Origin of the sequence: Flaviflexus huanghaiensis (genome assembly GCF_014118685.1) — a bacterium.
In the GTDB taxonomy this organism is placed as follows: domain Bacteria; phylum Actinomycetota; class Actinomycetes; order Actinomycetales; family Actinomycetaceae; genus Flaviflexus; species Flaviflexus huanghaiensis.
In genome coordinates this window covers 80,844-103,311 of sequence record NZ_JACFAK010000003.1, presented here as the reverse complement: position 1 = coordinate 103,311, position 22,468 = coordinate 80,844, and the positions used below count along the sequence as shown (strand labels likewise).

Below are 22,468 nucleotides of genomic sequence, written 5' to 3'. Positions count from 1 at the left end.
TAAAGCCCTAGACAGGACAGGTGTTCCCCGCGCCTGCGGGGATGAGCCCGTCGGCTCCCTGCTGTACCCCGTCACTATGCCGTGTTCCCCGCGCCTGCGGGGATGAGCCTACGACTACGAGCATGAGCGCTATGTCCTAGTTGTGTTCCCCGCGCCTGCGGGGATGAGCCTCGGCGCAATCACTGACAGCCCCGCCGCACGAAGTGTTCCCCGCGCCTGCGGGGATGAGCCCATGTACACAAGTTCATCGTTTTCTCCTTTGGTGTGTTCCCCGCGCCTGCGGGGATGAGCCCGTGTAGGTTTCTTCCAGGCTCCTGGCGACACTGTGTTCCCCGCGCCTGCGGGGATGAGCCCCGCGGGCCAGATGGACGGCCCCCACGAAGGGCGTGTTCCCCGCGCCTGCGGGGATGAGCCCGATTGCCGCTTGCGGGGGCGCGGGTGGTCGATGTGTTCCCCGCGCCTGCGGGGATGAGCCCCCCGCCGATGGGGGCCGCGCCAGCCTCGACGTGTGTTCCCCGCGCCTGCGGGGATGAGCCCTCACCAGGGGATCGCCCGCGCCACGCGCCGATGTGTTCCCCGCGCCTGCGGGGATGAGCCCCCTTGATCGTGCCGTCCCTGAGCCCGGCCAGGTGTTCCCCGCGCCTGCGGGGATGAGCCGCCGCCGCACGCGCCCGATCAAAGGACGCGTCAGTGTTCCCCGCGCCTGCGGGGATGAGCCGTGTGACGAGACCCTTCCAGCGAGACAGATCAGGTGTTCCCCGCGCCTGCGGGGATGAGCCCTAACCACCAAAGGAGACAAAAATGTACGTGTCGTGTTCCCCGCGCCTGCGGGGATGAGCCTGTACGCAATTTCATCGTCTGCCAGGTCAACCCGTGTTCCCCGCGCCTGCGGGGATGAGCCCGGCGTCGTGGAGGCGGGTCACCAGTCTTCACCGTGTTCCCCGCGCCTGCGGGGATGAGCCACGTCGTGTTGGTCGCCGTGTCGAAGATCGGGGCGTGTTCCCCGCGCCTGCGGGGATGAGCCCGTTCTACGTCACTAAAAACCTAGACCGGACGGGTGTTCCCCGCGCCTGCGGGGATGAGCCCGTATTGTATCATTCTCCGGCTCCACTATATTCGTGTTCCCCGCGCCTGCGGGGATGAGCCCAGGCGTAAGGACCGCGCCGTCCGCTTGCGCTAGTGTTCCCCGCGCCTGCGGGGATGAGCCCATACGCATAGGTTCATTTTTTTCTCCTTTGGTGTGTTCCCCGCGCCTGCGGGGATGAGCCCGCGGACGACGAGTTCGGGATCAGGGGAGGGCTGTGTTCCCCGCGCCTGCGGGGATGAGCCCTCCTGGACGGCCGTCCATGTGTAGGGGCCGGGGTGTTCCCCGCGCCTGCGGGGATGAGCCGGTCATGGTCTGGCGGCGGTAGACAAACGCAAAGTGTTCCCCGCGCCTGCGGGGATGAGCCTAGTAGGACCATTGCTCACTTATCTCCATGTCGGTGTTCCCCGCGCCTGCGGGGATGAGCCTTCGAAGTGGGTGGCCGGAGAATTGGAGTGTGAGTGTTCCCCGCGCCTGCGGGGATGAGCCCCCAAGTCAGGATGCACCGGCTTCCTCACATGGGTGTTCCCCGCGCCTGCGGGGATGAGCCGCGCCCCCACCTTCCCGTGTGTGGGAGGGCGGAGTGTTCCCCGCGCCTGCGGGGATGAGCCTGCGGGACCAGTCTCCGCACGGTCCGAGGCTGGGTGTTCCCCGCGCCTGCGGGGATGAGCCTGCGGCGCTAGTCTGGTCCGGTCTACTATGTCGGTGTTCCCCGCGCCTGCGGGGATGAGCCCCTGGAGCCTGTGCGGAATTGTTTGTCGGGGAGGTGTTCCCCGCGCCTGCGGGGATGAGCCTACCCGCTACGCCTATCGCCCGTACCCTACTGGGTGTTCCCCGCGCCTGCGGGGATGAGCCCGCGACGTCGATCGCGGGTGGCACTCCAGTCATGTGTTCCCCGCGCCTGCGGGGATGAGCCCTGCCGCCGTCGGGGCCGAGGTCGAGCTCAAGAGTGTTCCCCGCGCCTGCGGGGATGAGCCGCTGACGGGCGCGCCGGATAGCGGGACGGTGAAGTGTTCCCCGCGCCTGCGGGGATGAGCCCGTCGGATCACACATGTACCCGGTCACAATGCCGTGTTCCCCGCGCCTGCGGGGATGAGCCTGTGGCGGCGCGTGCCGCCGCGGTCCTCCAGGTGTGTTCCCCGCGCCTGCGGGGATGAGCCTTCGACGAACGTCCTGCCAAGCACCCTCGCGCTGTGTGTTCCCCGCGCCTGCGGGGATGAGCCCACTCCAGCCCGGCACCGCACGCCGCTACAGCAGTGTTCCCCGCGCCTGCGGGGATGAGCCGCACGAACCGCGATACTGTCCGCCGCCCAGATTGTGTTCCCCGCGCCTGCGGGGATGAGCCCACAAAAGGAGACAATGATGACTCTCTGCACATGTGTTCCCCGCGCCTGCGGGGATGAGCCCACTCCAGCCCGGCACCGCACGCCGCTACAGCAGTGTTCCCCGCGCCTGCGGGGATGAGCCGCCACTGACCGCGTCTGTCAAGGGTCCGGCGAGGTGTTCCCCGCGCCTGCGGGGATGAGCCCGTCTACTTGACCGTCCGCTACGACTTCTACGGGTGTTCCCCGCGCCTGCGGGGATGAGCCTCCTTCGACTCCGGAGACAAGGCGACAGCCAAGGTGTTCCCCGCGCCTGCGGGGATGAGCCTGCGTGCCAGCAAGCGTAGGGGCCGCGCCGGCCGTGTTCCCCGCGCCTGCGGGGATGAGCCGCCGTCGATCCGCGCCTTCAGGTCTTGCAGGTAGTGTTCCCCGCGCCTGCGGGGATGAGCCCGCGGACAAGACGCCGGGCGGGAAGGTGCTCGAGTGTTCCCCGCGCCTGCGGGGATGAGCCCTTGACGCTCATTTGGGTGGTGATCGCGTTGATGTGTTCCCCGCGCCTGCGGGGATGAGCCCCCTGCGACGGGTGGCCGCCGTCGGCGGGAGATGTGTTCCCCGCGCCTGCGGGGATGAGCCCCCACGGGCGGTGTCTCGTGAGGGCGGCGATCTGTGTTCCCCGCGCCTGCGGGGATGAGCCCTTCGCGTAACCGCACAGGAGGCCCCTCATGGTGTGTTCCCCGCGCCTGCGGGGATGAGCCCTCTTGGAGCGCGCGCCACGTGTACGGGCCAGGGTGTTCCCCGCGCCTGCGGGGATGAGCCTCTGAGCAACATGGCCAGGGTCAAGGCCCCGCGGTGTTCCCCGCGCCTGCGGGGATGAGCCGCGAATGCGCGACCGTTTCGTCGCCCTATACGGGTGTTCCCCGCGCCTGCGGGGATGAGCCCTGCAGATCATCCTCGGAATTCTCACACTCGCCGTGTTCCCCGCGCCTGCGGGGATGAGCCCACGCTCCTGCTGGAGGTCACGGGATACGGAAAGTGTTCCCCGCGCCTGTAGGGATGGGTGCACACGTTAGACGGACACTCAGACTACGAACCGTGTTTCCCGCACCCGGGCCAAGTCAGTACAGATCCAGCCGTCACCGGCTAAGCCGTGAGCGGATTCGTGTCGCCGCCTTGTCTGCGGTGACCTTGAGCCCGTCATGGCGCAGCGAGGCGCCAACCTGGCGCAGAAGTCGAGTTGCGTGCGCGGTCGGAAGCGTCGCACTCGGCTCCAGCTCGTACGGCTCGATATCAACGGCGAGCGGAGTGAATGGCTCGTCCCTCGTGACCGGCGGGAAGTGGGAGTCGGTGCGATGACCGTGCTTGCCGACGTGGGCCCATGCTTCCCGGAGGATTGCTTCTGCCTCTTCACCCTGGATGGCGGGAGACCGGGTGAGGAGAGCCTCGTGGCGGGCGGTCGAGCCAATCCGGCTACGTAGTGCCGCGTCGTCGAGGAGCGCGAGAATGTGTGCGACCCATTCATCCTCAGTCGCTGCAAGGAAGCCGGTCTCGCCATTGCGGATGGTCTCGCGGAACGGCTGGGTTGGGGATGCGACTGTTGGAGTTTCAACCAGAGCGGCTTCAAGCCACTTGATCGCGGACTTGGCTTCGTTGAAAATCGAGCGGTCCGTCAGCGGGGCGAGGCACACATCGACGTCCCTCAAATAGGCGGGTAGGTCCTGCCAGGGCACGAGGGGCAGGCGGACGATCCGGTCGGCGAAGCGATCGAGGACCGCGGTGGGAACGACGAGGCCGCCGAGCCAGAGCTCGACGTCTTTTTGTTCGAAGACGCGGGCGATGGCGGGCTCGATCGAAGCCCAGTCCGCGTCGTGTGTTTTCGTTCCCGAAAAGAAGCCAATGCGGAGGGGGCCGGGCGCCCGGTCCCGTGCGAGCTCCCGTTCGGATACGCGGGCAAGGAGCGCTGAAACGCCGTTGTGGTACGTGTGGGCCGGTATCCCAATAAGGCGGGCCGCCTCGCGGCTGACGGTCTGAGTTGAGCCAATGAAATAGTCGCAGTTCTCGAGCGTCGTCCGGTACCGGTGGATTCCCTCCCGCCACAGGTCGCGTTCCTCTGTCGTCAGCGTCGCGAGATTGTCGAGAAGCGGTTCGATCTCGGGGTCAAAAATGAGGTCGTCAACATCGCCGAGGATCGGGATCGTCCGCTCCGCGGAGCGGACTGACTCTATGAGCTCAAGGATCTGTGGAGTGGCTGGCACCCGGTAGAACACGACTGCGTCAGCTTCGAGAACGCGTTGCGGTAGCACGGGGTCGCGGTAGGTATGGATCGTCGCGTTGATTCCCCGGGTCGCGAGCGCTTCCACGGGCAGATGTGCCCGGTACCGGCCGGGGGCGCCCTGGATGCCGGTGATGTAGACGACGTCTGTGATGAGCTGTTCAATCGCCTCGCCCGCGCTCCCGAGGCTGACACTGCGCCCGTCGACAAGCCCGCGATAGAAGCCTTCAAGCTCGGTCATCTGTTCCTCCGGTGTGACGGTCGGTGCGACAGAGCCGCGGCCCATGAGCGATCTCGCAATCGACTGATCGGACAACTCTTCGATTGCGGCCCGTAGTTGATCGGCAGAGCCGGTCGCGATGACCCGCCCGTTGAACCCGTCCTTGACGGCCTCCGCGGGGCCGGGAGTATGGGAGGTGATGACAGCCAGTCCCGCGCCGAGGGCTTCGCGGGTCAGGATCGAATGCGATTCCCGTGCGAGTGAGGGCAGGACGAGGACATCGTGTCGCGCGAGGATCTCGGGCAGATCGGCGGAGTCGAAGGCAGGGTGGGACCGGGCCCAGTCCGGCACGTCGTCAAGCGCCGCCCCATAAATGCTGAGAGATGTGCCGGGCTGGACATCGGCTCCCCTCACCGCATCGGCAAGGACGTGGAAGCCCTTGAGGCGGTCACCGCCACCGGCGTAAAGGAAACGAACGCCCATTCCCATGTCGTGGCGCTCTCTCACACCGGCGACATCGACCCCGTTTTCGTTGACTCGTACTCGCTTCGCGGAGATGCCGTTAGCGACCATCACCTGTCCCATTGCCGCGGAGGGAACGAGGATGAGATCGGCATGGGCGAGGCGCTTCGCCAACCACTGGTTGCGTGCGGTCAGCCAGTCGGCGCTCACGGCGCACTGGCATTCCCCGCAGTCACGGACGATGGAGCAGGGCCGAAACTCCCGGTCAACGAGGAACTGGCGTGAGCAGATCCACCAAAAGTCGTGCATGGTGACAACAATCTTCGCCCCGGCTTTCCGCGCGACATCGAGCAGCCCACCCCCGAGGGTCTGCAATGCATGGAAGTGGACGACATCCGGCTTGATGGTCGCGACGTAGCGCGCGAAGGTGCGGGCGACGGCGGGGTTGTTGTAGTTCTTCACATCGGCCCAACTGAGGAACGGGGAGATTCCGATCCAGTGGACGGGAATACCGTTCTCGATGGTGTCCTTTTCGTCGAGCGGTCCGAGCGAGTTGAGATCGCCTGCGAAGACGAACGATTCGTGGCCGCGCTCTGCCATGGCGCGCGCGCAGCGCTGTGGCATCAGCGTTCCGCCGGAGACGAAGTCGGGAGGAAAGTGAGCCGACACCTGCAGAATCCGCATGGCGCTACACTACCAAGATTCCTTCGGCGCTCTATGATGGCGGCATGACGACTGCCGAGCACTGGCTCCAGGCCCTCGCTGAGCGAGATGAGAAGTTCCGAGCCTCCATTGCCCCCGTCACCGCCGACCATGTGGGGGAGCTGTCGATGGTGGAGATGCAGGCGCGCCTCATCGCCGCAGCGGAAGGCAACTCACTTCGTGACGCGATCATCCGCAGCCAGTCCATGCGGATTGCCGAGCTCACAGCGAAACTCCAGAATACCCGCAGGGCAGCCTCCGTGACGACATCGGTCAAAGGCACAGTGAAGGCAGCAGCCGACAGGTCGCCCGCCCCGATCAAACGTGCGGTCTACGGCGGCGCGCGCGTCCTTCGCGGCACCGGGAACGCCGTGCTCAGGGTATTCGGGCGGGTCTGATGCGGCGGGCAATCACGATCTGTCGAACCCCGGACGATATCGCACGGTTCTGTGGCGCGTGGGAGGCACAGCGTTCGACCTCGTGGGCTCTGACGATCCTCGTGCCAACGGGGACAGACACGACCACCCTGCCGCATGTGCCTGGCGTGACGGTGACGGACGTTGCCGGGCCGCCCATCGTCGAGGCGTTGCGCCTCGCGGCGCAGTGCGATGCAGCGTGGCTGCTACGTGAGGGTCGCGCCCCAGAGACCGGCTCCCTCGCCTCCATCGAGCACTGGCTCTCCGTCCGATCAACAGATGTCATGTACGGGGATTCGGTCGATGAGGGCGGCATCGTCACGACCCGGCCCCGCTTCGGCCGCATCCGCATGCTCGCGACCGGCGACGTCGGCGATTCCATCATCGTCCGCGGCGAACTCGCCAAGGCAGTGCTCGATCGCGGTACGACGGAGTGGCATGCGACGGTGATGGCTCTTATCGCTGAGGCACGGACCGTTGATCACATCCCTGTCGTCCTCGATGCGGGTCCGGCTCATCCTCGCCTCTCGACGACCGCCAGGGCAGCCCTCCTCTCCCCGGCGAATCCGGAGGCGCTGCTCTCGGGCGATGGGCACCACATCGTTCCCGGCGAGCCGGTTGCAGACGAACAGGTGACGATCGTCATCCCCTCGATCGGTACGGCCGCGAGCTTCGGCGAGAGCGACAGGCCCGCTCTTCTCGCCTGCCTCGAGTCGATCCTCTCCCGCGACACCTCCCTCGTGAAAGAGATCATCGTCGTCGCAGGGCCTCGAATGCCAGGGGCTGTCGTTGATGCAGCGCAGGTAATCGCCGGTGATCTACTGAAGATTGTCGATATCGGCGGCGACTTCAGCTTCTCCGCATCCTGCAACACGGGCGCAGCCCACGCGAGCGGCACCCATAACCTCTTCCTCAACGACGATGTCGAGGTTGTAACCGATGATTGGCTTGCCCTCATGATGAGGGTGGCGCTCGGCCCTGGTGTCGGGGCTGTCGGGGCGCGGCTACTCTTCCCCGACGGGTACCTTCAGCATTGCGGGATTACGGTTCGGCCTGACACGTGCGAACCGAACCATCTCTACTACCGCGCCGACCCGGCCGAGGTGAGCGACCCATCCGCGAGCGCATGCTCCGAATACCTGGCTGTCACGGGTGCGTGTCTGCTTGTCTCGCGGGAGAACTTCGAGTCCGTCGGTGGCTTCTCACTGCGGTTGCCGCTCAACTACAACGACGTCGATCTATGCCTCAAGCTCAAGCGTGCGGGGCTCGTCTCCGTCTCCTGTAACCCCGTCACGCTTCTTCACCGAGAGTCGACGAGCCGTGTTCCCACGCTCACCCAGGCCGAGGCGGACGAGATGCAGCTCTGGCGCGGCGAGGTCCAGGACGACCCGTACTGGTACGCCTGGTCCTGACAGTCAGCGCCGCAGGTAGCGCGCGGCCTTCGCGGCCGTGTGCCGAATCCCTGCACGTTGCGTTGATTCCCATGTCTTCGACACGAGGGACCGGAGTGTGGGCCGCGGAGCGACCATCTCGCCTGGCGCTAATCGGTCAATCCGGTCGGCCGCGTAGTACGGGTCTCGGCAGTACGCGAGTAGCGGCGCGAGGGTCGATTCCCACGAGAAGTCCCGCGAAGCTTCGACAACTCGAGCTCTCATGTCATCTGGATTGTCGAGGACCTCGAGGATCGCTTGTGCCATCGCCTGCTCGTCCCCGACGGGGACGGTGCGACCAAGGCCGCGTGACTCAACGAGATCGCCGAAGAAGTCTCCGTCCGAGGTGATGATCGGTAGCCCGGTCCACAGGTAGTCGAGGACCCTCGTGCGGAAGCTGAAATGGGTCTCGATGTCGGTGAAGTGGGCGGTCACACCGATGTCGGCATCGAGGAGATAGTTGTGGCGGTCCCCGTACTCCACCCAGTCGTCGAGGAAGAACACATGGGTGCCAGTCAGTCCGAGTTCCTCGGCATGCCGCCGTGAGTGGGCCGCCATCGCCATTTGGGGCACATCCGGGTTGGGGTGCTTCGCACCGAGGAACAGGAGCCTGATCGTCGGATCAGTCTCGGCGGCGATACCAACGGCACTGATGACAGTGAGGGGATCGAACCAGTTGTAGATCCCGCCACCCCAGATGAGGAGGTGATCGTCGGCGGAGATGCCAGGGATCGTACCCTTGATCGCGTGGCGATCCTGAGTGGGTGTCGGGCCGGCAATCCCAAAGGGAGCAAGATCGATGAGGCTCCACAGCGACCCATCCGCATCGTACGTCCGGGGGTTGACCCGACCGAGCGCAGCGAGGTGTCCGATCCACAGACTCCGCTGGGTTTCGCTCGCGCAGAGGAAGAAGTCGCCGATCCGAATCTGCGCAGAAAGTTCGTTGATGGCGTGCTGGAGGGCGTGCTCCCTGTCCGGCATTGGCCGATGCTTTTCCACGCCGAGCGATTCGAGGTGGAACGGGTCGTACAGGTCGACGACGAGCTTGAAGTCGCGCTCTCCCAACCACGGGAAGGTGTGGACAAGGTAGCCCTGGATGATGACGACGTCGGGAGTGCCGAGGTCGCTCTCAAAGTCGGCGACCTTCGTCGCCTCGAGAGAGAAATTCGGGGACGTGCGGCCAGCCTCGGCGAACGTGAGAACCGTGACGTCGTGTTCGCGGGCGAGCATCCCCGCCATCTCCCATACGCGGATCGCCGGTCCCGCCATCTTCGTCGAGAACGTATCGAGTGTGACGATGACAATCTTCATGGGAGCTCCTCTAGTTTCCGGGAGGTCGGGACCAGCGGCCGTCGAGGATGACGTAGCCACCCGACTCGAAGGGCGTGCCACGCTTGACGCCGATGGCGGCAGCCTCACGGACGTAGTCATAGACGTGCTCTGTAGTCGTATTGACGATAGAGCCATGGAAGACGTACTGGCCGGGCTGGAGGTTGAGTCGAGGAATCGTCAGGTCAACAGCTCCCCTACCGTCGATGTGGTCGACATGGAACTCGAGGTCACGGGTGTTATTGCCCCACAGGTAGGTGCCATCGATCGACTCCATGCTGTACCCGAAGACCGGCCTGTCGATCCGCTCCTTCGCGTTGTAGTGGAGCCGAAGCGTGAGCCGGTCACCGGTGGCGACAAGATAGTCGGCGGGCTGACCTTCCGAGTCGAGAACCTCGACTCGTTCGACGAGGGCCTCACCGGAGCCCCAGCGCACCCTGCCATCAGAGTCGATGCGGACTCCCTTTTTCGTCGAGTCCCCGTAGCGTTCGATGACAGTGCGTGCCGTGCCTACCTCGACAAGGTCCCCATTCTCCAGCCATGCCGCATGGTCAGCCATTGCTCGCAACTGCGGGATTGAATGGGATACAACGACGACGGTCTTGCCGTCATTGCGCAAGTCGGCAAACTTCTTCGTGCACTTATCCTGGAACGCCGCGTCGCCGACGGCGAGGATCTCGTCAACGAGGAGGATGTCCGGTCGGGTGTGGATCGCAACTGAGAAACCGAGCCGCACATACATGCCGGACGAGTAGTTCTTCACCGGCTGGTCGATAAACTCCTCGACACCCGAAAAGTCGACGATCTCATCGAAGCGACCATCGAGCTCCTCTCGTGACATGCCGAGAATAGAGCCGTTGAGGTAGACATTCTCGCGGCCCGACAGCTCCGGGTGGAAGCCCGAGCCCACCTCAAGCATCGCCGCGATCCTGCCGTCAGCGACGATCGTGCCACTGTTAGGCACGAGGATCTTTGCCATGCACTTGAGCAGGGTCGACTTGCCGGAGCCGTTGTCACCCACGAGAGCGAAGGTCGAGCCTTTTTCGATCTCGAAGCTCACATCGTTGAGTGCCTGAAAGTCTTCGGCGACGGCGCGTCGACGGCGGATGATGACGGACTTCAGGGTCCTATTGAGCTCCTTATAAATCTTGAAGCTCTTTGACACGTTCTGGACGGAGACAGCAATCTCGTTCATCACAGCACCTCCGCAAGGTGGTCCTGGTGGCGGTCGAAGATCTTCCACCCGATGAAGAAGATGGCGACCGATCCGGCGGCAACAAGGCCGAACTGACCCCAATCTGGCCATCTCGCGTCATAGAGCAGATTGCGGAAGATCTCCGCGAAGTGAATGAACGGATTGAGGTAGTAGAGGTTCTCGATGGTGATGGGGCCGATGATCGGGCCGAAGCTCTCGGACTGCTCGCGGACCAGCTGGGCGGGATAGACGATCGGGCTCGCATAAAACCAGAGCTGGAACAGGATCGCAGCGAAGTGCTGGACGTCGCGGAAGTAGACGTTTGCGATCGAGAAAATAAGCCCGAGCCCGGTCGCGAAGAGCGCGAGCAAGACCATCGTCACGGCGACGAGCGGGACGTAAATGAGGATGTTGCTACCGAGCAGGAGGATGACGATGACAAGGATGACCATCTCCCACACGTGCTGGTAAAGCGCAGAGAGAGTGTTCGCGAAGACGAGGATTGAGCGGGGGAAGTAGACCTTCTTGATGAGGTTTTCGTTGCCGACCACTGTCGCCATCGAACCGGTGATGACACCTGAGAAGAATATCCACGGCAGCAGGGCGCACATGAGCCAGAGGACGAAAAGGTTGAGGCCAGAGGGGTCGCCGGGGGCAGGTTGGACGCGGATAACGATCGCGAAGACGAACGAGTACACGATCATGAGGGCAAGCGGGTTAGCGAGGGACCACAGCTGACCAAGCGCAGTCCGCTTGTACTTGCCCTTAACCTCTCTCATCGTGAGGTTCTCGAGCAGCTCGCGCGACCCCTTAAGGTCGGAGAATATGGACAACGTCCTCCCCTATCGTTTACCGGCCGGTCTCAGCCTCCGCTCATTCTAGCGAGCCTCGCGCGCGAGACGACCCAGAGCGGCGTCCTCGAGCGTCATTCCCGTCACTCCCGCCATCAATTGTGCGAGTGGTCGCCCGCGCGGCTCGAGTGGTGTTGAGCAGGTGGAGGGTCGCGCGCCCTGCGGCGCACGACCCTCCTATGAGTCCGGCTGACTACTTCGTGAGGTCACGGACGACGCCGAGGCCGTCCCTGCCATCGCGGTCCCAGTCGCCAACAACGACTCGATCGCCAATCCGGCCGTAGTCGAATTCCTTATCGGCGACACCCGAGACGTTCGAGTAGCTCATGTAGTAGCGGATGCCACGACGGACCGTGATCGTCTCGCTCTTCGCTGAGGACCAGCGGCCGACATACACCTCATCGCCCGGCCGGCCGTAGTTGATCTCGCGGTCCGCATTCCCGGATGTGACGGTCCACTTGAGGTAGAACCGGTTGCCGCGGCGGACGGTGATCTCGTCCATCCCGTCGCCGTCCCAGTCGAACACGAACACCTCGTCGCCCGCCCGGCCGTAGTGGATCGTCTTCGTCGGCCTGTTGATGGCTGGGTTCTGGTAGATGTCGAACCGGTTGCCGGTCCGGAGGATGACGGCTTCCTTTCCCGTTCCGTCGATATCGCCTGTGAAGACGTCCTGGCCCGCATGACCGAGCACATGCGTGCGAGTCGTCGTCGGCGATGTCGGGCGCTCCGCGAAGATGAATGTGTTACCGCGGCGGATAAAGGGAAGGTCACCATTGCCGAGTGGGTTACCGACGTAGAGCTCATCACCTGACTTACCGAAGTACTGGTAGTCGTTCGCGGTGGGACTGAAATCGTTCGTCTTGTAGATGACGAGATCGTTGTCGCCGCGCTGCGGCTTGCGCGCACTCTCGATTTTCGCGGCGACGTTGGCCCGCACAGATGGGATGAGGGGGTAGATGTTCCCGGGACACGCGGTCGACGCGACGTCACGATGCCCGAGGATAGCGGGAACGGTCGAATAGCGCCCCAGCCTGCTGTTGTAGAACGTCCATGTCCCTCTCGGGTCGACGTTCCCGGTGGAGAATTGCCACGCGATGATGTCCTCAATCGCCCTCATCGACGACACGGACGGCTGGATGCTACCCGTGTACGTTCCCATGACGGAGATGCCGACCGATCCGGTGTTTGCGGGGACCGCGTGGCCGCCGACAACCATCTTGCCCGGCGCCGAGGCGAGCGAGCCGTACCGGCCCTCGTAGATCGTGCCGAACCGGTCGATGAGGAAGTTATAACCGATGTCATCCCAGCCGCGGCCCCAGCTATACGTGTGGTAGTCGTGCACGCTCTTGACAACTGACGGAGCCTGAGCGGCCGAGTAATTGTTCGAGCCCGCCGTGTGGTGAATGACGGCACCGCCAAGAGTTGCGTACGACGGCCGCCATATCGGCGGCACCCGCGTCTCACCCCATTGGGCGCGGGACACAACACGCGGCGCTGGCACACTGGCCGCCGACGGACTCATGGGAAGCATGAGGGATGCGGGGATGGCCTCGGCCGGTTGGCCGATGGTGGCTGACGAGTTTGTCCCGGTGTAAGCGTCGAGCAACGGCTCGGACACCTGCTCATCGGCGTTGATCGCCTCGTCAGCCTCTGTTCCGGGGGCTGGTGGCACTGCCGCCCCGTCCGGGATCTCCTGGCTTGGGGAAGCCCCGCCGCTCCCGCTCGACAGAGCAAGATGAAGAGCGGCTGGGATAACATCACCAGCGACCCGAACCTGGATACCGTGGGCACCGCCCGCTATGTAGGGCTCGGTTCCGTCCCGGCCCTCGAGGTCGCTTTCAATCTCGAGGGAATACCAGTCGCCCCATTCCCCCTGCTCGAGGGCTCGGATCTCGACCGAGTGCGGAGCGGTCCCCTCCCACGTGACTCCTGCGACGAAGAACTCATCGGCGGCAAGCGGCTCGGTGAGAAGCTCGTAACCTGCCGCGGCGTCGGACGTCATGCTGGCTGGCTGTGTAGTGTCTCCTGCTTCGAGCAGGTCAATGACTGCGGTGCCATGTATCGGTTCTGCGATCGCTGCCGTCGGTGCCAGGATCAGGGCAGAGCCGAGCACCGCTACGCGGACTCTCATACGGAACTCCCTTATGTAGCGTACATAAAGCAGTGTGACAGATGGGAACGATGTGACAAGGCCGTTTCGTCAAATGGCTGGATGCTCACAGGGCAAAGACTGGGAGTTTACGCCACGATCTCTCATATGTGATTTATCACACAGGCGGCCATAACGCGCTGACCGGCACTTATGGTCCCGGACGGTGGCGCAAGACGTCGCATTGTCCCGAATGAGCCCGACGTGTAGCCGTTCGCCAGGTCGCTGGGCTGCTTTCCTACAGCGCTGTGCGGTACCCGTGCGGATTGAGGTGCTGCCAGCGCCACGTATCCGCACACATGTCCTCGACCGTGCGCTCCGCTACCCACCCAAGCTCCTCACGCGCTCGAGCCGTGTCCGCCCACACTGCTGGCAGGTCGCCCGCGCGCCGGGGCCCGATCTCATAGGCGACCTTCTGCCCCGAGGCCTCCTCAAAAGCGTGGACGAGTTCGAGGACGGACACGGGAGTGCCGCGGCCGAGATTCCACGCCCGGACGGAAATCTCCTCGCCAGAGATCTTCTCGAGGGCCGCGATATGACCGTCGGCGAGATCGAGCACGTGGAGGTAGTCCCGCAGGCACGTGCCGTCCTCCGTCGGATAATCGTCGCCAAAGATAGTGAGTTTCTCGCGGCGGCCTCCCGCGACCTGGGCGACGTAGGGCATGAGGTTATTGGGAATCCCCGTTGGGTCTTCACCCATCAGCCCCGATGGGTGCGCGCCAACCGGGTTGAAGTACCGCAGAATCGCGACACGAAGGTTCGACGCTGTCGCAATGTCGGTGAGGATCTGCTCGATCATGACCTTGGTCCAGCCGTACGGGTTGCTCGACGAGAGATCGGGCTGGTCCTCGGTGAGCGGGACCGATCCCTCCCCGTAGACGGTTGCTGAGGAGGAAAAGATCATGTTGCAGCATCCGGTCGCCAGCATCCCGCCGACGACGGAGAGGGCTGACTCGAGGTTGTTGCGGTAGTACTCGTACGGCTTCTCAACGGATTCCCCCACGGCCTTGAGGCCGGCGAAGTGAATGACTGCGTCAGGCCGGACCTCGTCGAAGAGTTCCCGAGTTCCCTTCTCATCGACCAGATCCAACTCGTACGACGGCACCGATCGGCCGGTCACCTTCTCGATCCGTGCGAGCACGCCGGGGGTCGAGTTGATGTAGCTGTCAACGATGACCGGGTCGTGACCGGCCTCGACAAGCTGAACCGCAGTGTGCGAGCCAATGTAGCCCGCCCCACCCGTGATGAGTACTCGCAACTTCTCTCCTCTTTCGCCTAATTCCAACAGTCATTGATACGCCACAGCTCCCGTGGTCCATCCTCGGCAACGAGCTCGCCATGCGGAGCTACGAGGGTTGAGCGGAAGTGGGACGCGGCAAACCTCGTGTCATAAGCTCGCTCAAGGTAGATCCAGCGTATGTCGTTCTCGTGAAGAAAAACGCAGGCCGCGGATTCGGCAGGCAACGGATCCGGGTCCCGTAGCATCCATGCTGCCTCTTGGCCATGCGGGGGCATGGAGGAAAAGGTCGTGACCGCGGGAACCGCCCGCACGTTCGCCATTGCTGGTAGGAGGACACCGCCCGATGCCGAATCTGTCATGACCGCATCGTTGCCCACGATCTCGGCCGTGCCCTGCCAAAATTCCGCATCCCCGTCATCCCACGCTGGGCCGCCAACAAAATAGGGCGACGTGAAGCTCGGCTGGAAGTTGCCCTCCACAATGATGTCGGTGCGCACGTGGTTCCGGTCAAGCCACGTGATTGACAGGGCGAGTGTGACGATGAGAAGGCTGACACCACCCCGCACGATGTCACGGTCCCCCGCTACCCGCGGCGCGATCTTCTCGACAAGCCACCCGGCTCCTAGCGCCGCGGCCAGGGTCGTGAACATCGACAGCACAGCGAGAAGCCGCTCGGGATCGCCATACCAGAAGGCTCCGGTCACGTGAGCGACGTTCCCCTCGAGAGGGGTGAGGAGGAGGAAAATGAAGAAGACGAGACCTGCCCCGAAAAACGTTCGTGAGGTCCGGTGGCGGACTGCAACGAGCGAGCCAATAACGAGAAGGGCGATGAGTCCGATCGCGGGAGCGATTGGGAATGGTTCGTTGACGCTGAAGTGACCAAACGACACCATCGCTCCCGTCAGCTCAAGAGCTGGGGTTTGCGGTCGGGCGTAGCTACCCATGGCGATGACGCTCGGCGATTGCGAAGCAATGACGTAGACCGCGACAGTTCCGACGAGAATGAGGAGCGCCACGGCAGGTGGCATCAATCGCTCCGTACGCACACGGCCACTGCTCGCGGCCACCGCACGCTCCCCCAGCTCGACGACAGCGGCGGCAAAGACGACGGCCGCGAAAACCGCGACGCCACTGGGATGAAGGGCGATGATGCCAACGATGCCGAGGAGGACTCCGAGACCACCGAGGATCGACCTCGAGCGCACAGCGTAGAGAAAGAGAGCGAGGACGCCCGGCGTGAGCGCAAGCGACAGGCCAAACGGCCACTGGCCCTGCCGGAACATCGCGATGAAGGGGAACGAGATCGTGAGGAGCGTGACAAGGGGCGCCGCGATCCAGGCCCCGGGGTGGGTCGGAAAGAGGACTCTCGCAAGGCTTGTCAGCCCGATAATCCATAGGAAAGCACAGACAACGGCGAGAATATTGCCTGCGACCACGCCCTGCTCCACAGGGATTGCCGCGGCAAGAGCATGGAAGGTCGACGGATAGAACGACACGGCGCCCTTCGCACCGATCATCCAGCCCCGCGTTTCGAGCGGGTGAACAGTACCCCACTCATTGAAGATGCCGGCAATGACGTTGTAATGGGAGACTGAATCTCGGCGCTGTAGCGGGACATCAAGTCCGCCCATACCGACGAGAATCTGGTAGGCAGTGACCGCCAAGGCGATAACCATCGCACCGAGTGCGACTCCCATGAGGAGCCGAGACGGCTCTCTCTTGGCCTCAGCGAGCTTGGGCGAGAAGACCCAGAGGACGGCGCCTGCGAGCGCCATGGCTCCAGCAACCACCCACACCGTCATCATCCAGCCATCGCCAGTCGCAAAGGAGCCTCTGAGCTGGATCGTCAGCGGTGCCACGGCACCTGCAAGCAGGGCAGGAGCGGCTCCGATGGCGATACTGGGAGGAACGCGTAGCCCCCGCAAAAGCAGGTATCCCGGCAGGAGAAGCCCTAGCAGTGTCCCTGTGACGAGCAGCGAGGCTGGCGCATCCACTGTTAGCTGCTGAAAGAATCACCGATGACGACGCGGACAACACCGGACCACAGCGCGGGGTCGGTGACGCGCCTGCCATCGGCGAGTAGCCTGACACCCGGCAGGTCAGAAGCTCTCAGCGTCTTGTACTCCTCGTGGTCGGCTTGGACGATCGCGACGTCGACATTGTCTCCAAGGTGGTACGGCTGCCAGCCGAAGCCAATGATCTCCTCATCGGAGTACATGGGATCGTGGACGAGGACGTTTGCGCCGCGGTTTTTCAGCTCATCAACGGTTGCGAAGACACCAGAAAACGCGGTCTCCTTCACCTTGCCTCGGTAGGAGGCGCCGAGAACAACAACGTTGAGTCCCTCGAGGCCACCAATAAGCTCTTCAACGCGACCAACGACGTAGGAGGGCATAGCGGCATTGAAGGAACGAGCCGTGCGCACGATCGACGCGTCCGGGTCGGTTGACAGGTAGAGCCTGGGGTAGACGGGGATGCAGTGCCCACCGACAGCGATACCGGGGCGATGGATGTGGGAATACGGCTGGGAGTTGCAGGCATCGATGACGCGCTGGACGTCAATGCCTTCTTTGTCCGCGTAGACAGCGAACTGGTTGGCCAGCCCGATGTTGACGTCGCGGTACGTGGTCTCGGCGAGCTTCGCCATCTCGGCTGCCTCCGCGCTTCCCATGTCCCACACGCCGTTGGGCTCAGCAAGATCCGGCCGGTCATCGAACGTGAGGACAGCCTCGTAGAACTCCTTCGCCAGCCTGGCACCATCGCCGCTCAGCCCGCCGACGAGCTTCGGGTAGCGACGCAGATCTTCAAAGACCCGCCCGGTCAGAACACGCTCTGGCGAGAAGACGAGATGGAAGTCGGTGCCCTCCGTCAGGCCGGAGATCTCTTCGATCATCGGCTTCCAGCGGTTCCGGGTCGTCCCGACCGGAAGGGTGGTCTCGTAAGAGATAAGGGTGCCGGGTGTGAGGTGCTCGGCGAGCGACGTCGTCGCCGCATCCATCCACCCAAAGTCAGGCTCCCAGGTTTCATCGTTGACGAACAGCGGCACAACGAGGACGATCGCATCCGCACCGGGAATCGCCTCGGCATAGTCTGTTGTCGCGCGAAGCCTGCCAGCTGGGACAAGTCGCTCGAGGTACTCCTGGAGATGTGCCTCGCCCGGGAAAGGCTCCTTGGCTGCATTAACAGAGTCGACGACTCTTTGGGATACATCGACACCGATGACCTCATGCCCCGCGTCAGCGAACTGAGCCGCGAGCGGCAAACCGATCTTTCCCAATGCGACTACTGCAATGCGCATGAAAGCTCCTCAATCATCTCAACGTTGCCAACTAAGCCGTTCGTGCCATTAGAGATCCTACTCCAGGCAACGGACGCTGCGGGGGCGGGAAGCCGTGAGAGTGCAGTCACCTTGTCAGGAGGGACCCTGCCATGAATCTCAGCGGCGCCTCTCGCGCGAACATCATGAGCGGATTTGCGGGAATGAGCGTGAGTGGCGCCCCATGCCGGCGTCGGGCGTGGGCTTTGGCGATCATGTCTGCCGCCGAGACTTGTCGAGACCTGATCGCCGTCACTACTCGATTGTCGGCGATCGACAGACGGTCGAGTACCCCCGGCGAGGAGTCAATAATCCGTCCTGCGGCCACCGCGAGCGCGATCCGCTGTTCGTCGGTCCACCACTGCGGCCCGGGACGATTGATGACGACTCCAAAGATGTGAATCCGCAAGAGTTTTGCGGCAATAGCCACACGCTCAGGCGTCGCAAGCTTTTGGTACCACTCGGCGTCGAGGAGAGCGTGAATGAATGAGAACTCATCGACGATAGGGCGCGGGCTGTACGTGACTCTGTCGGTCGCCGACTCTCCAATATTGTAGCCGGGTCCTGATCGCTGGACCGCAGTCGCGGCTTCGAACCATAGCTGAGTGACATACGGGACATCACCGCCAACTTGGGCGCCCGCAACTAGCTGTGCGCCCGTCCTTTTCCGAGCTGCCCGAGAGACGAGACCAAGGGGTGCACTTCGGTAGCTCAGGCGATCCTTGACCGGATCCGCTAGACCGCGATGCAGTGGGCGCGCAGGCGGGGTATGTACGGTTGTGCCCTCGAGAAGGAGCCTGGTGATGACAACCTCTGCGCCGGTCGAGTCCGCGAGGTCGAGCCACGCGCGCACCGCACCCGGCTGGAGCGTGTCATCCGAACCAAGGATCGAGACAAACTCGCCGGTTGCATGGGCCATGCCATGTTCGAAAGGTCCACTCGCAGAACGGATTCCGTCTTCTAGATGTAGGAATGTCACGTCATCACGATGACGCTCGCCGATGACGTCCCGAATCTTGTTGACGTTGACGTTGTGACAGACGACGGTCAGGCTAACGTCTTCGCTATTCCCCTCTAAGACGGATGCGACAGCACGTCCGACTGGTCTCGCCGGAGAATGACACGCAATGACGACATCGACGCGGTGGCTCACAGCCGCCCTGCCAGGAGGTTGTCATAGACGTTGCGGTAGCCGTAGCCGACAGAGTCGGGGTGGAAGTCAGTACCGATCGAGTCGGCGATCTCTTGGGCAGTGGCGCTACCGACAACCTCGAGCACAGCGTCTGCGTACTCAGCTGCGGTCGCATCAGAAAGCACCCGGCCTGCGATCGGTTTGACGTATTCGCCCTGGCCACCCTTGTCAGACACGACGACGGGCCGGCCCTGGGCGATCGCCTCAGCGCAAGAAACGAAGAAGTTGTCACCCTTCGTCGGACCGAGGAACACATGGGAATCGTTGAGAGCTTGAACAACTCCGGCGCGATCAAGGTTGCCTGTCAGGGTGACGTGGCCTCGAAGAGGTTCCTTCTCTGCACGCTCCTCGATGGCATCTCGAAGTGGGCCATCGCCAACGAAGATCATGCGTGCATTGACCCCCCGGCGCAGGAGCTCCTCGGTCACGTCCAGTGCCATCATCGGATTCTTTCGCTCGATGAGGCCGCCAACGGTGACCATACGCAACTCGCCAACCTCTTCGACTGAACGCGGCTCAATGATCTCACTGGCCCCGGGCACAATGCAGGGAACGACCTGGACCGACCTGTCACCGCGATATGAGCGGATTGGATCAGCAAGATAGTCACAGACCGCCGTAACCGTGTCCGGTGCCTTGAGTGCAGCACCGACGGCCGGGCGCGATGCCCAGAGGAACGGCGTGAGCGTCTCCGGATTCGTCAGTCCCGACCAGTGCTCTGTGTGAACCCACGGCACGTCGAGCTTGCCAGCGGCTTTGAGGAGCGCGAGCGGGCCGAGTGAAGATACCGCCATCGAGTGAACGAGATCGGCGCCCTCGAGGACGGACGGTAGTTGCCGGACAACCGCGGCCATGTCAACCGGATTCTTCGGGTCGAAGGGCATTCGAAGAACTGTGATGCCCTCGTGGACGACGTGTCGCGTCCCGTCATCCTGATGGGGTGACACAAGGTGAACTAACTTCACCTCGTTTCCGGCGTCTTCAATGGCCAACACATCTTTGACGACAAACGCGCCGGATGATGGGGCTCTCTTCGTTGGGAACCAAGTACTGACCGCTACAACTCGCATAAGTCAACACTACCCGTTTCGCGCAATGACCTATCCTGGGGTCGTGAAGATCCTCAGCGTCGTCGGCGCCCGCCCTCAGTTCGTCAAGCTCTCCCCGATCGCCCACGCCTGCGAGCGCGCGGGAATTGAGCACATCATCGTCCACACGGGTCAGCACTATGACCCGCTTCTCTCGGACGTCTTCTTCGAGGACCTCAAGATTCCTGCGCCTGATGAGCACCTGGGGGTCGGGTCGGGTACTCACGGCAAGCAGACGGGCGACATGATGGGGAGGCTTGATGACGTCATCGTCGCGCATGACCCTGATTGGGTCCTTGTCTACGGCGACACGAACTCAACGCTTGCCGCCGCGGTCAGCGCCGTTAAACTCCACTACCCGCTCGCCCACCTCGAGGCCGGGCTCCGGTCCTTTAACCGCGCCATGCCCGAGGAGATCAACCGCGTCCTCACCGACCACGCAGCCGATCTCCTCCTCGCGCCGACCCAGGTCGCGGCCACGCACCTCGCAATAGAAGGGCTTGCCGACCGCACGGTTGTCGTCGGGGACGTCATGACCGACGTTCTCATGAACGAAGTGGCAGCCCTTGCCGATGACGACTCTCCGATCACAGAGAAGCTGGGCTTCGAACCGGGAACCTATTCACTCGCGACAATCCATCGCGCCGAGAATACCGACTCTCCTGCGAGGCTCAAGACGATCATCGAGTCGCTTCAGAGCGTCGATCACCCGGTCGTCATCCTTGCCCACCCTCGGCTCGTCGCCAAGGCAGAACAGCACGGCATCACACTTGAGGGCGGCTCCCTGCATGTTCTCGAGTCGCTGCCCTACCCGAAGCTCCTCGCGTCTGCCCGGTCAGCGCGCGGTATCATCACGGACTCCGGCGGCCTGCAGAAGGAGGCGTTCCTCTTGCGCACGCCGTGCACGACCGTCAGACCCCAAACGGAATGGGTGGAGACAGTCGAACTCGGCTGGAACGTCCTCGTCGAGCCGAGCGGGATCCTCGCCGCGGCGACGCGCCCCCGCCCGGCTGAGACCGACGAGATTCCTTACGGCGACGGGCAGGCCGCCGACCGCGTCGTCTCAGTCCTTCGCGATCGCGCGAGCAGCAAGAGCGGCGACTGACTCGATCCAGCCCTGGGACTGCTGCTCAGCCGAGAGGGCGCCAGCAGATTCGTGAGAATTCATCTTCCAGCGCTCGATATCCGCCCGTGTCACGGAGTTAAGCGTCTCCGCGAGCGCGGAGGCCGTGAAGTCTGCTGAGACGGCACCGAGGTTTTCGCGGTTGAGAATCTTCTCCATCTCCGGACTCGGTCCGATGATGATGCCGAGGCGTGCCTGGATGAAGTCAAAGAACTTGTTCGGTAGCGCGAATCGGTAATTGAAGTTGACCGGCGGCAGGAGAAAGACGCCAAGGTCATACTCGTTGAGCCGGGCGACTAGCCTGTCGTACTCGACGGGTTCGTGGATTGTCACTCCAGGAGTTCGCGCCGCCTGCTCTTTGAGTTCGTCGAGGTAACCCGGGTCATTGGGCGTGAGGTAGAAGTCGAGAATGAAACGCCCGGGCTGCACTTCGTTCATCGCCTCGATCATGACCTGAAGATTACGGTTGCGGAGGCAGGCGCCCGAATGGACGAGCAGGATCGGCTCACCGGTCGGCCGAGGTGCAAGATCATGTAGCGGCGTCGCGTTCATAACGACACTCGCTTCGATGCCGAAACGTCGCCGATACTCGTCGGCGATCCCGTCACAGACAGTGGTGACCCGGTCGGCACGAGTCACGAAAGTGCTGACGAGCCAGGAAATGTAGGGCCCGACGAAAGCCCGCCACTTCCAATCGTCCTGCTTCTGACCCGGAGAGTACTCGTGGAGGTCGGCATGAACCCCGCCGCGCGGCGCCAGTTCAAGAGCCAGCGGGACCGGGTCGATGTCGTCCGCGAGGATGACGTCGAAGGTCCTGTTCGCGAGTATCGTTCGCAGGTAGGCGTTGACCTCCTGCTTCTCGAGGACTGCCCGATACTGCTTCGTGATAAGCAGCTTGCGGTCCTTGCGCCAGTAGATCAACTCGTCGGGAATGCGAATGTGTTCGACGACGCCCTCCGGCATCGGGCCGTATCCGCAGGTCGTCACGTCGTACACATCCGCGAAGAGCCGCACCTGCTTGAGGACGCGAGCGTCCGCAGCGATCGGCGAGAAGGAGAGGATCAACAGGGTAGGACGCAT

14 protein-coding genes and 1 CRISPR repeat array (1 of these 15 running past the window's edge) are annotated in these 22,468 nt (G+C 63.4%); of the genes, 3 read left to right on the top strand and 11 right to left on the bottom strand.

Annotated features, from left to right (window positions below; genetic code table 11):
• Positions 1-3,466: direct repeats of the CRISPR family, unit length 28 nt; unit sequence GTGTTCCCCGCGCCTGCGGGGATGAGCC; it reaches 1,444 nt to the left of the window's first position.
• 73 nt (positions 3,467-3,539) lie between these two features.
• Positions 3,540-6,041: a glycosyltransferase gene (locus H7E91_RS03335; RefSeq protein ID WP_182353694.1), complete on the bottom strand. Its 2,502-nt coding sequence runs from the start codon at positions 6,039-6,041 to the stop codon at positions 3,540-3,542.
• A 44-nt stretch (positions 6,042-6,085) separates the two neighbouring features.
• Between H7E91_RS03335 and H7E91_RS03330 the strand changes: the two genes are divergently transcribed.
• Positions 6,086-6,457, top strand: coding sequence for a hypothetical protein (locus H7E91_RS03330; RefSeq protein ID WP_182353693.1), 372 nt, complete (start codon positions 6,086-6,088; stop codon positions 6,455-6,457).
• Positions 6,457-7,887, top strand: coding sequence for a glycosyltransferase (locus H7E91_RS03325; RefSeq protein ID WP_182353692.1), 1,431 nt, complete (start codon positions 6,457-6,459; stop codon positions 7,885-7,887). The genes H7E91_RS03330 and H7E91_RS03325 overlap by 1 nt, the downstream gene beginning before the upstream one ends.
• 3 nt (positions 7,888-7,890) lie before the next feature.
• Here H7E91_RS03325 and H7E91_RS03320 read toward each other — a convergent pair whose 3' ends face one another.
• The 9 genes from H7E91_RS03320 to H7E91_RS03280 form a co-directional block, all read right to left on the bottom strand.
• On the bottom strand, positions 7,891-9,216 hold the full coding sequence (locus H7E91_RS03320; RefSeq protein ID WP_182353691.1) for a glycosyltransferase family 4 protein: 1,326 nt from the start codon (positions 9,214-9,216) through the stop codon (positions 7,891-7,893).
• 10 nt (positions 9,217-9,226) lie between these two features.
• Positions 9,227-10,429, bottom strand: coding sequence for an ABC transporter ATP-binding protein (locus H7E91_RS03315; RefSeq protein ID WP_182353690.1), 1,203 nt, complete (start codon positions 10,427-10,429; stop codon positions 9,227-9,229).
• Complete coding sequence (locus H7E91_RS03310; protein ID WP_241698354.1) at positions 10,429-11,262, bottom strand: ABC transporter permease; 834 nt, start codon at positions 11,260-11,262, stop codon at positions 10,429-10,431. The genes H7E91_RS03315 and H7E91_RS03310 overlap by 1 nt, the downstream gene beginning before the upstream one ends.
• A 211-nt stretch (positions 11,263-11,473) precedes the next feature.
• On the bottom strand, positions 11,474-13,411 hold the full coding sequence (locus H7E91_RS03305) for an N-acetylmuramoyl-L-alanine amidase (protein WP_182353689.1): 1,938 nt from the start codon (positions 13,409-13,411) through the stop codon (positions 11,474-11,476).
• Positions 13,412-13,667: 256 nt separating this feature from the next.
• On the bottom strand, positions 13,668-14,687 hold the full coding sequence (gene galE, locus H7E91_RS03300) for a UDP-glucose 4-epimerase GalE (protein WP_182353688.1): 1,020 nt from the start codon (positions 14,685-14,687) through the stop codon (positions 13,668-13,670).
• Positions 14,688-14,704: 17 nt separating this feature from the next.
• Entirely contained in the window at positions 14,705-16,663 is a 1,959-nt protein-coding gene (locus tag H7E91_RS03295; protein ID WP_182353687.1) for a DUF6541 family protein, read from the bottom strand.
• A 2-nt stretch (positions 16,664-16,665) separates the two neighbouring features.
• A complete protein-coding gene (locus H7E91_RS03290; RefSeq protein WP_182353686.1) occupies positions 16,666-17,967 on the bottom strand; it encodes a nucleotide sugar dehydrogenase in 1,302 nt (433 codons plus the stop codon).
• 106 nt (positions 17,968-18,073) lie between these two features.
• Positions 18,074-19,138, bottom strand: coding sequence for a glycosyltransferase (locus tag H7E91_RS03285; RefSeq protein WP_182353685.1), 1,065 nt, complete (start codon positions 19,136-19,138; stop codon positions 18,074-18,076).
• Positions 19,135-20,247 carry a glycosyltransferase gene (locus H7E91_RS03280; protein ID WP_182353684.1) on the bottom strand — a complete coding sequence of 371 codons (1,113 nt, stop codon included), beginning with the start codon at positions 20,245-20,247 and terminating at the stop codon, positions 19,135-19,137. Before H7E91_RS03280 ends, H7E91_RS03285 begins: the two co-directional genes overlap by 4 nt.
• Positions 20,248-20,290: 43 nt before the next feature.
• On the opposite strand from H7E91_RS03280, the gene wecB reads away from it, so the two are divergent.
• A complete protein-coding gene (wecB, locus tag H7E91_RS03275) occupies positions 20,291-21,370 on the top strand; it encodes a non-hydrolyzing UDP-N-acetylglucosamine 2-epimerase (protein ID WP_182353683.1) in 1,080 nt (359 codons plus the stop codon).
• Here wecB and H7E91_RS03270 read toward each other — a convergent pair.
• A complete protein-coding gene (locus H7E91_RS03270; protein WP_182353682.1) occupies positions 21,329-22,468 on the bottom strand; it encodes a glycosyltransferase family protein in 1,140 nt (379 codons plus the stop codon). The genes wecB and H7E91_RS03270 overlap by 42 nt on opposite strands.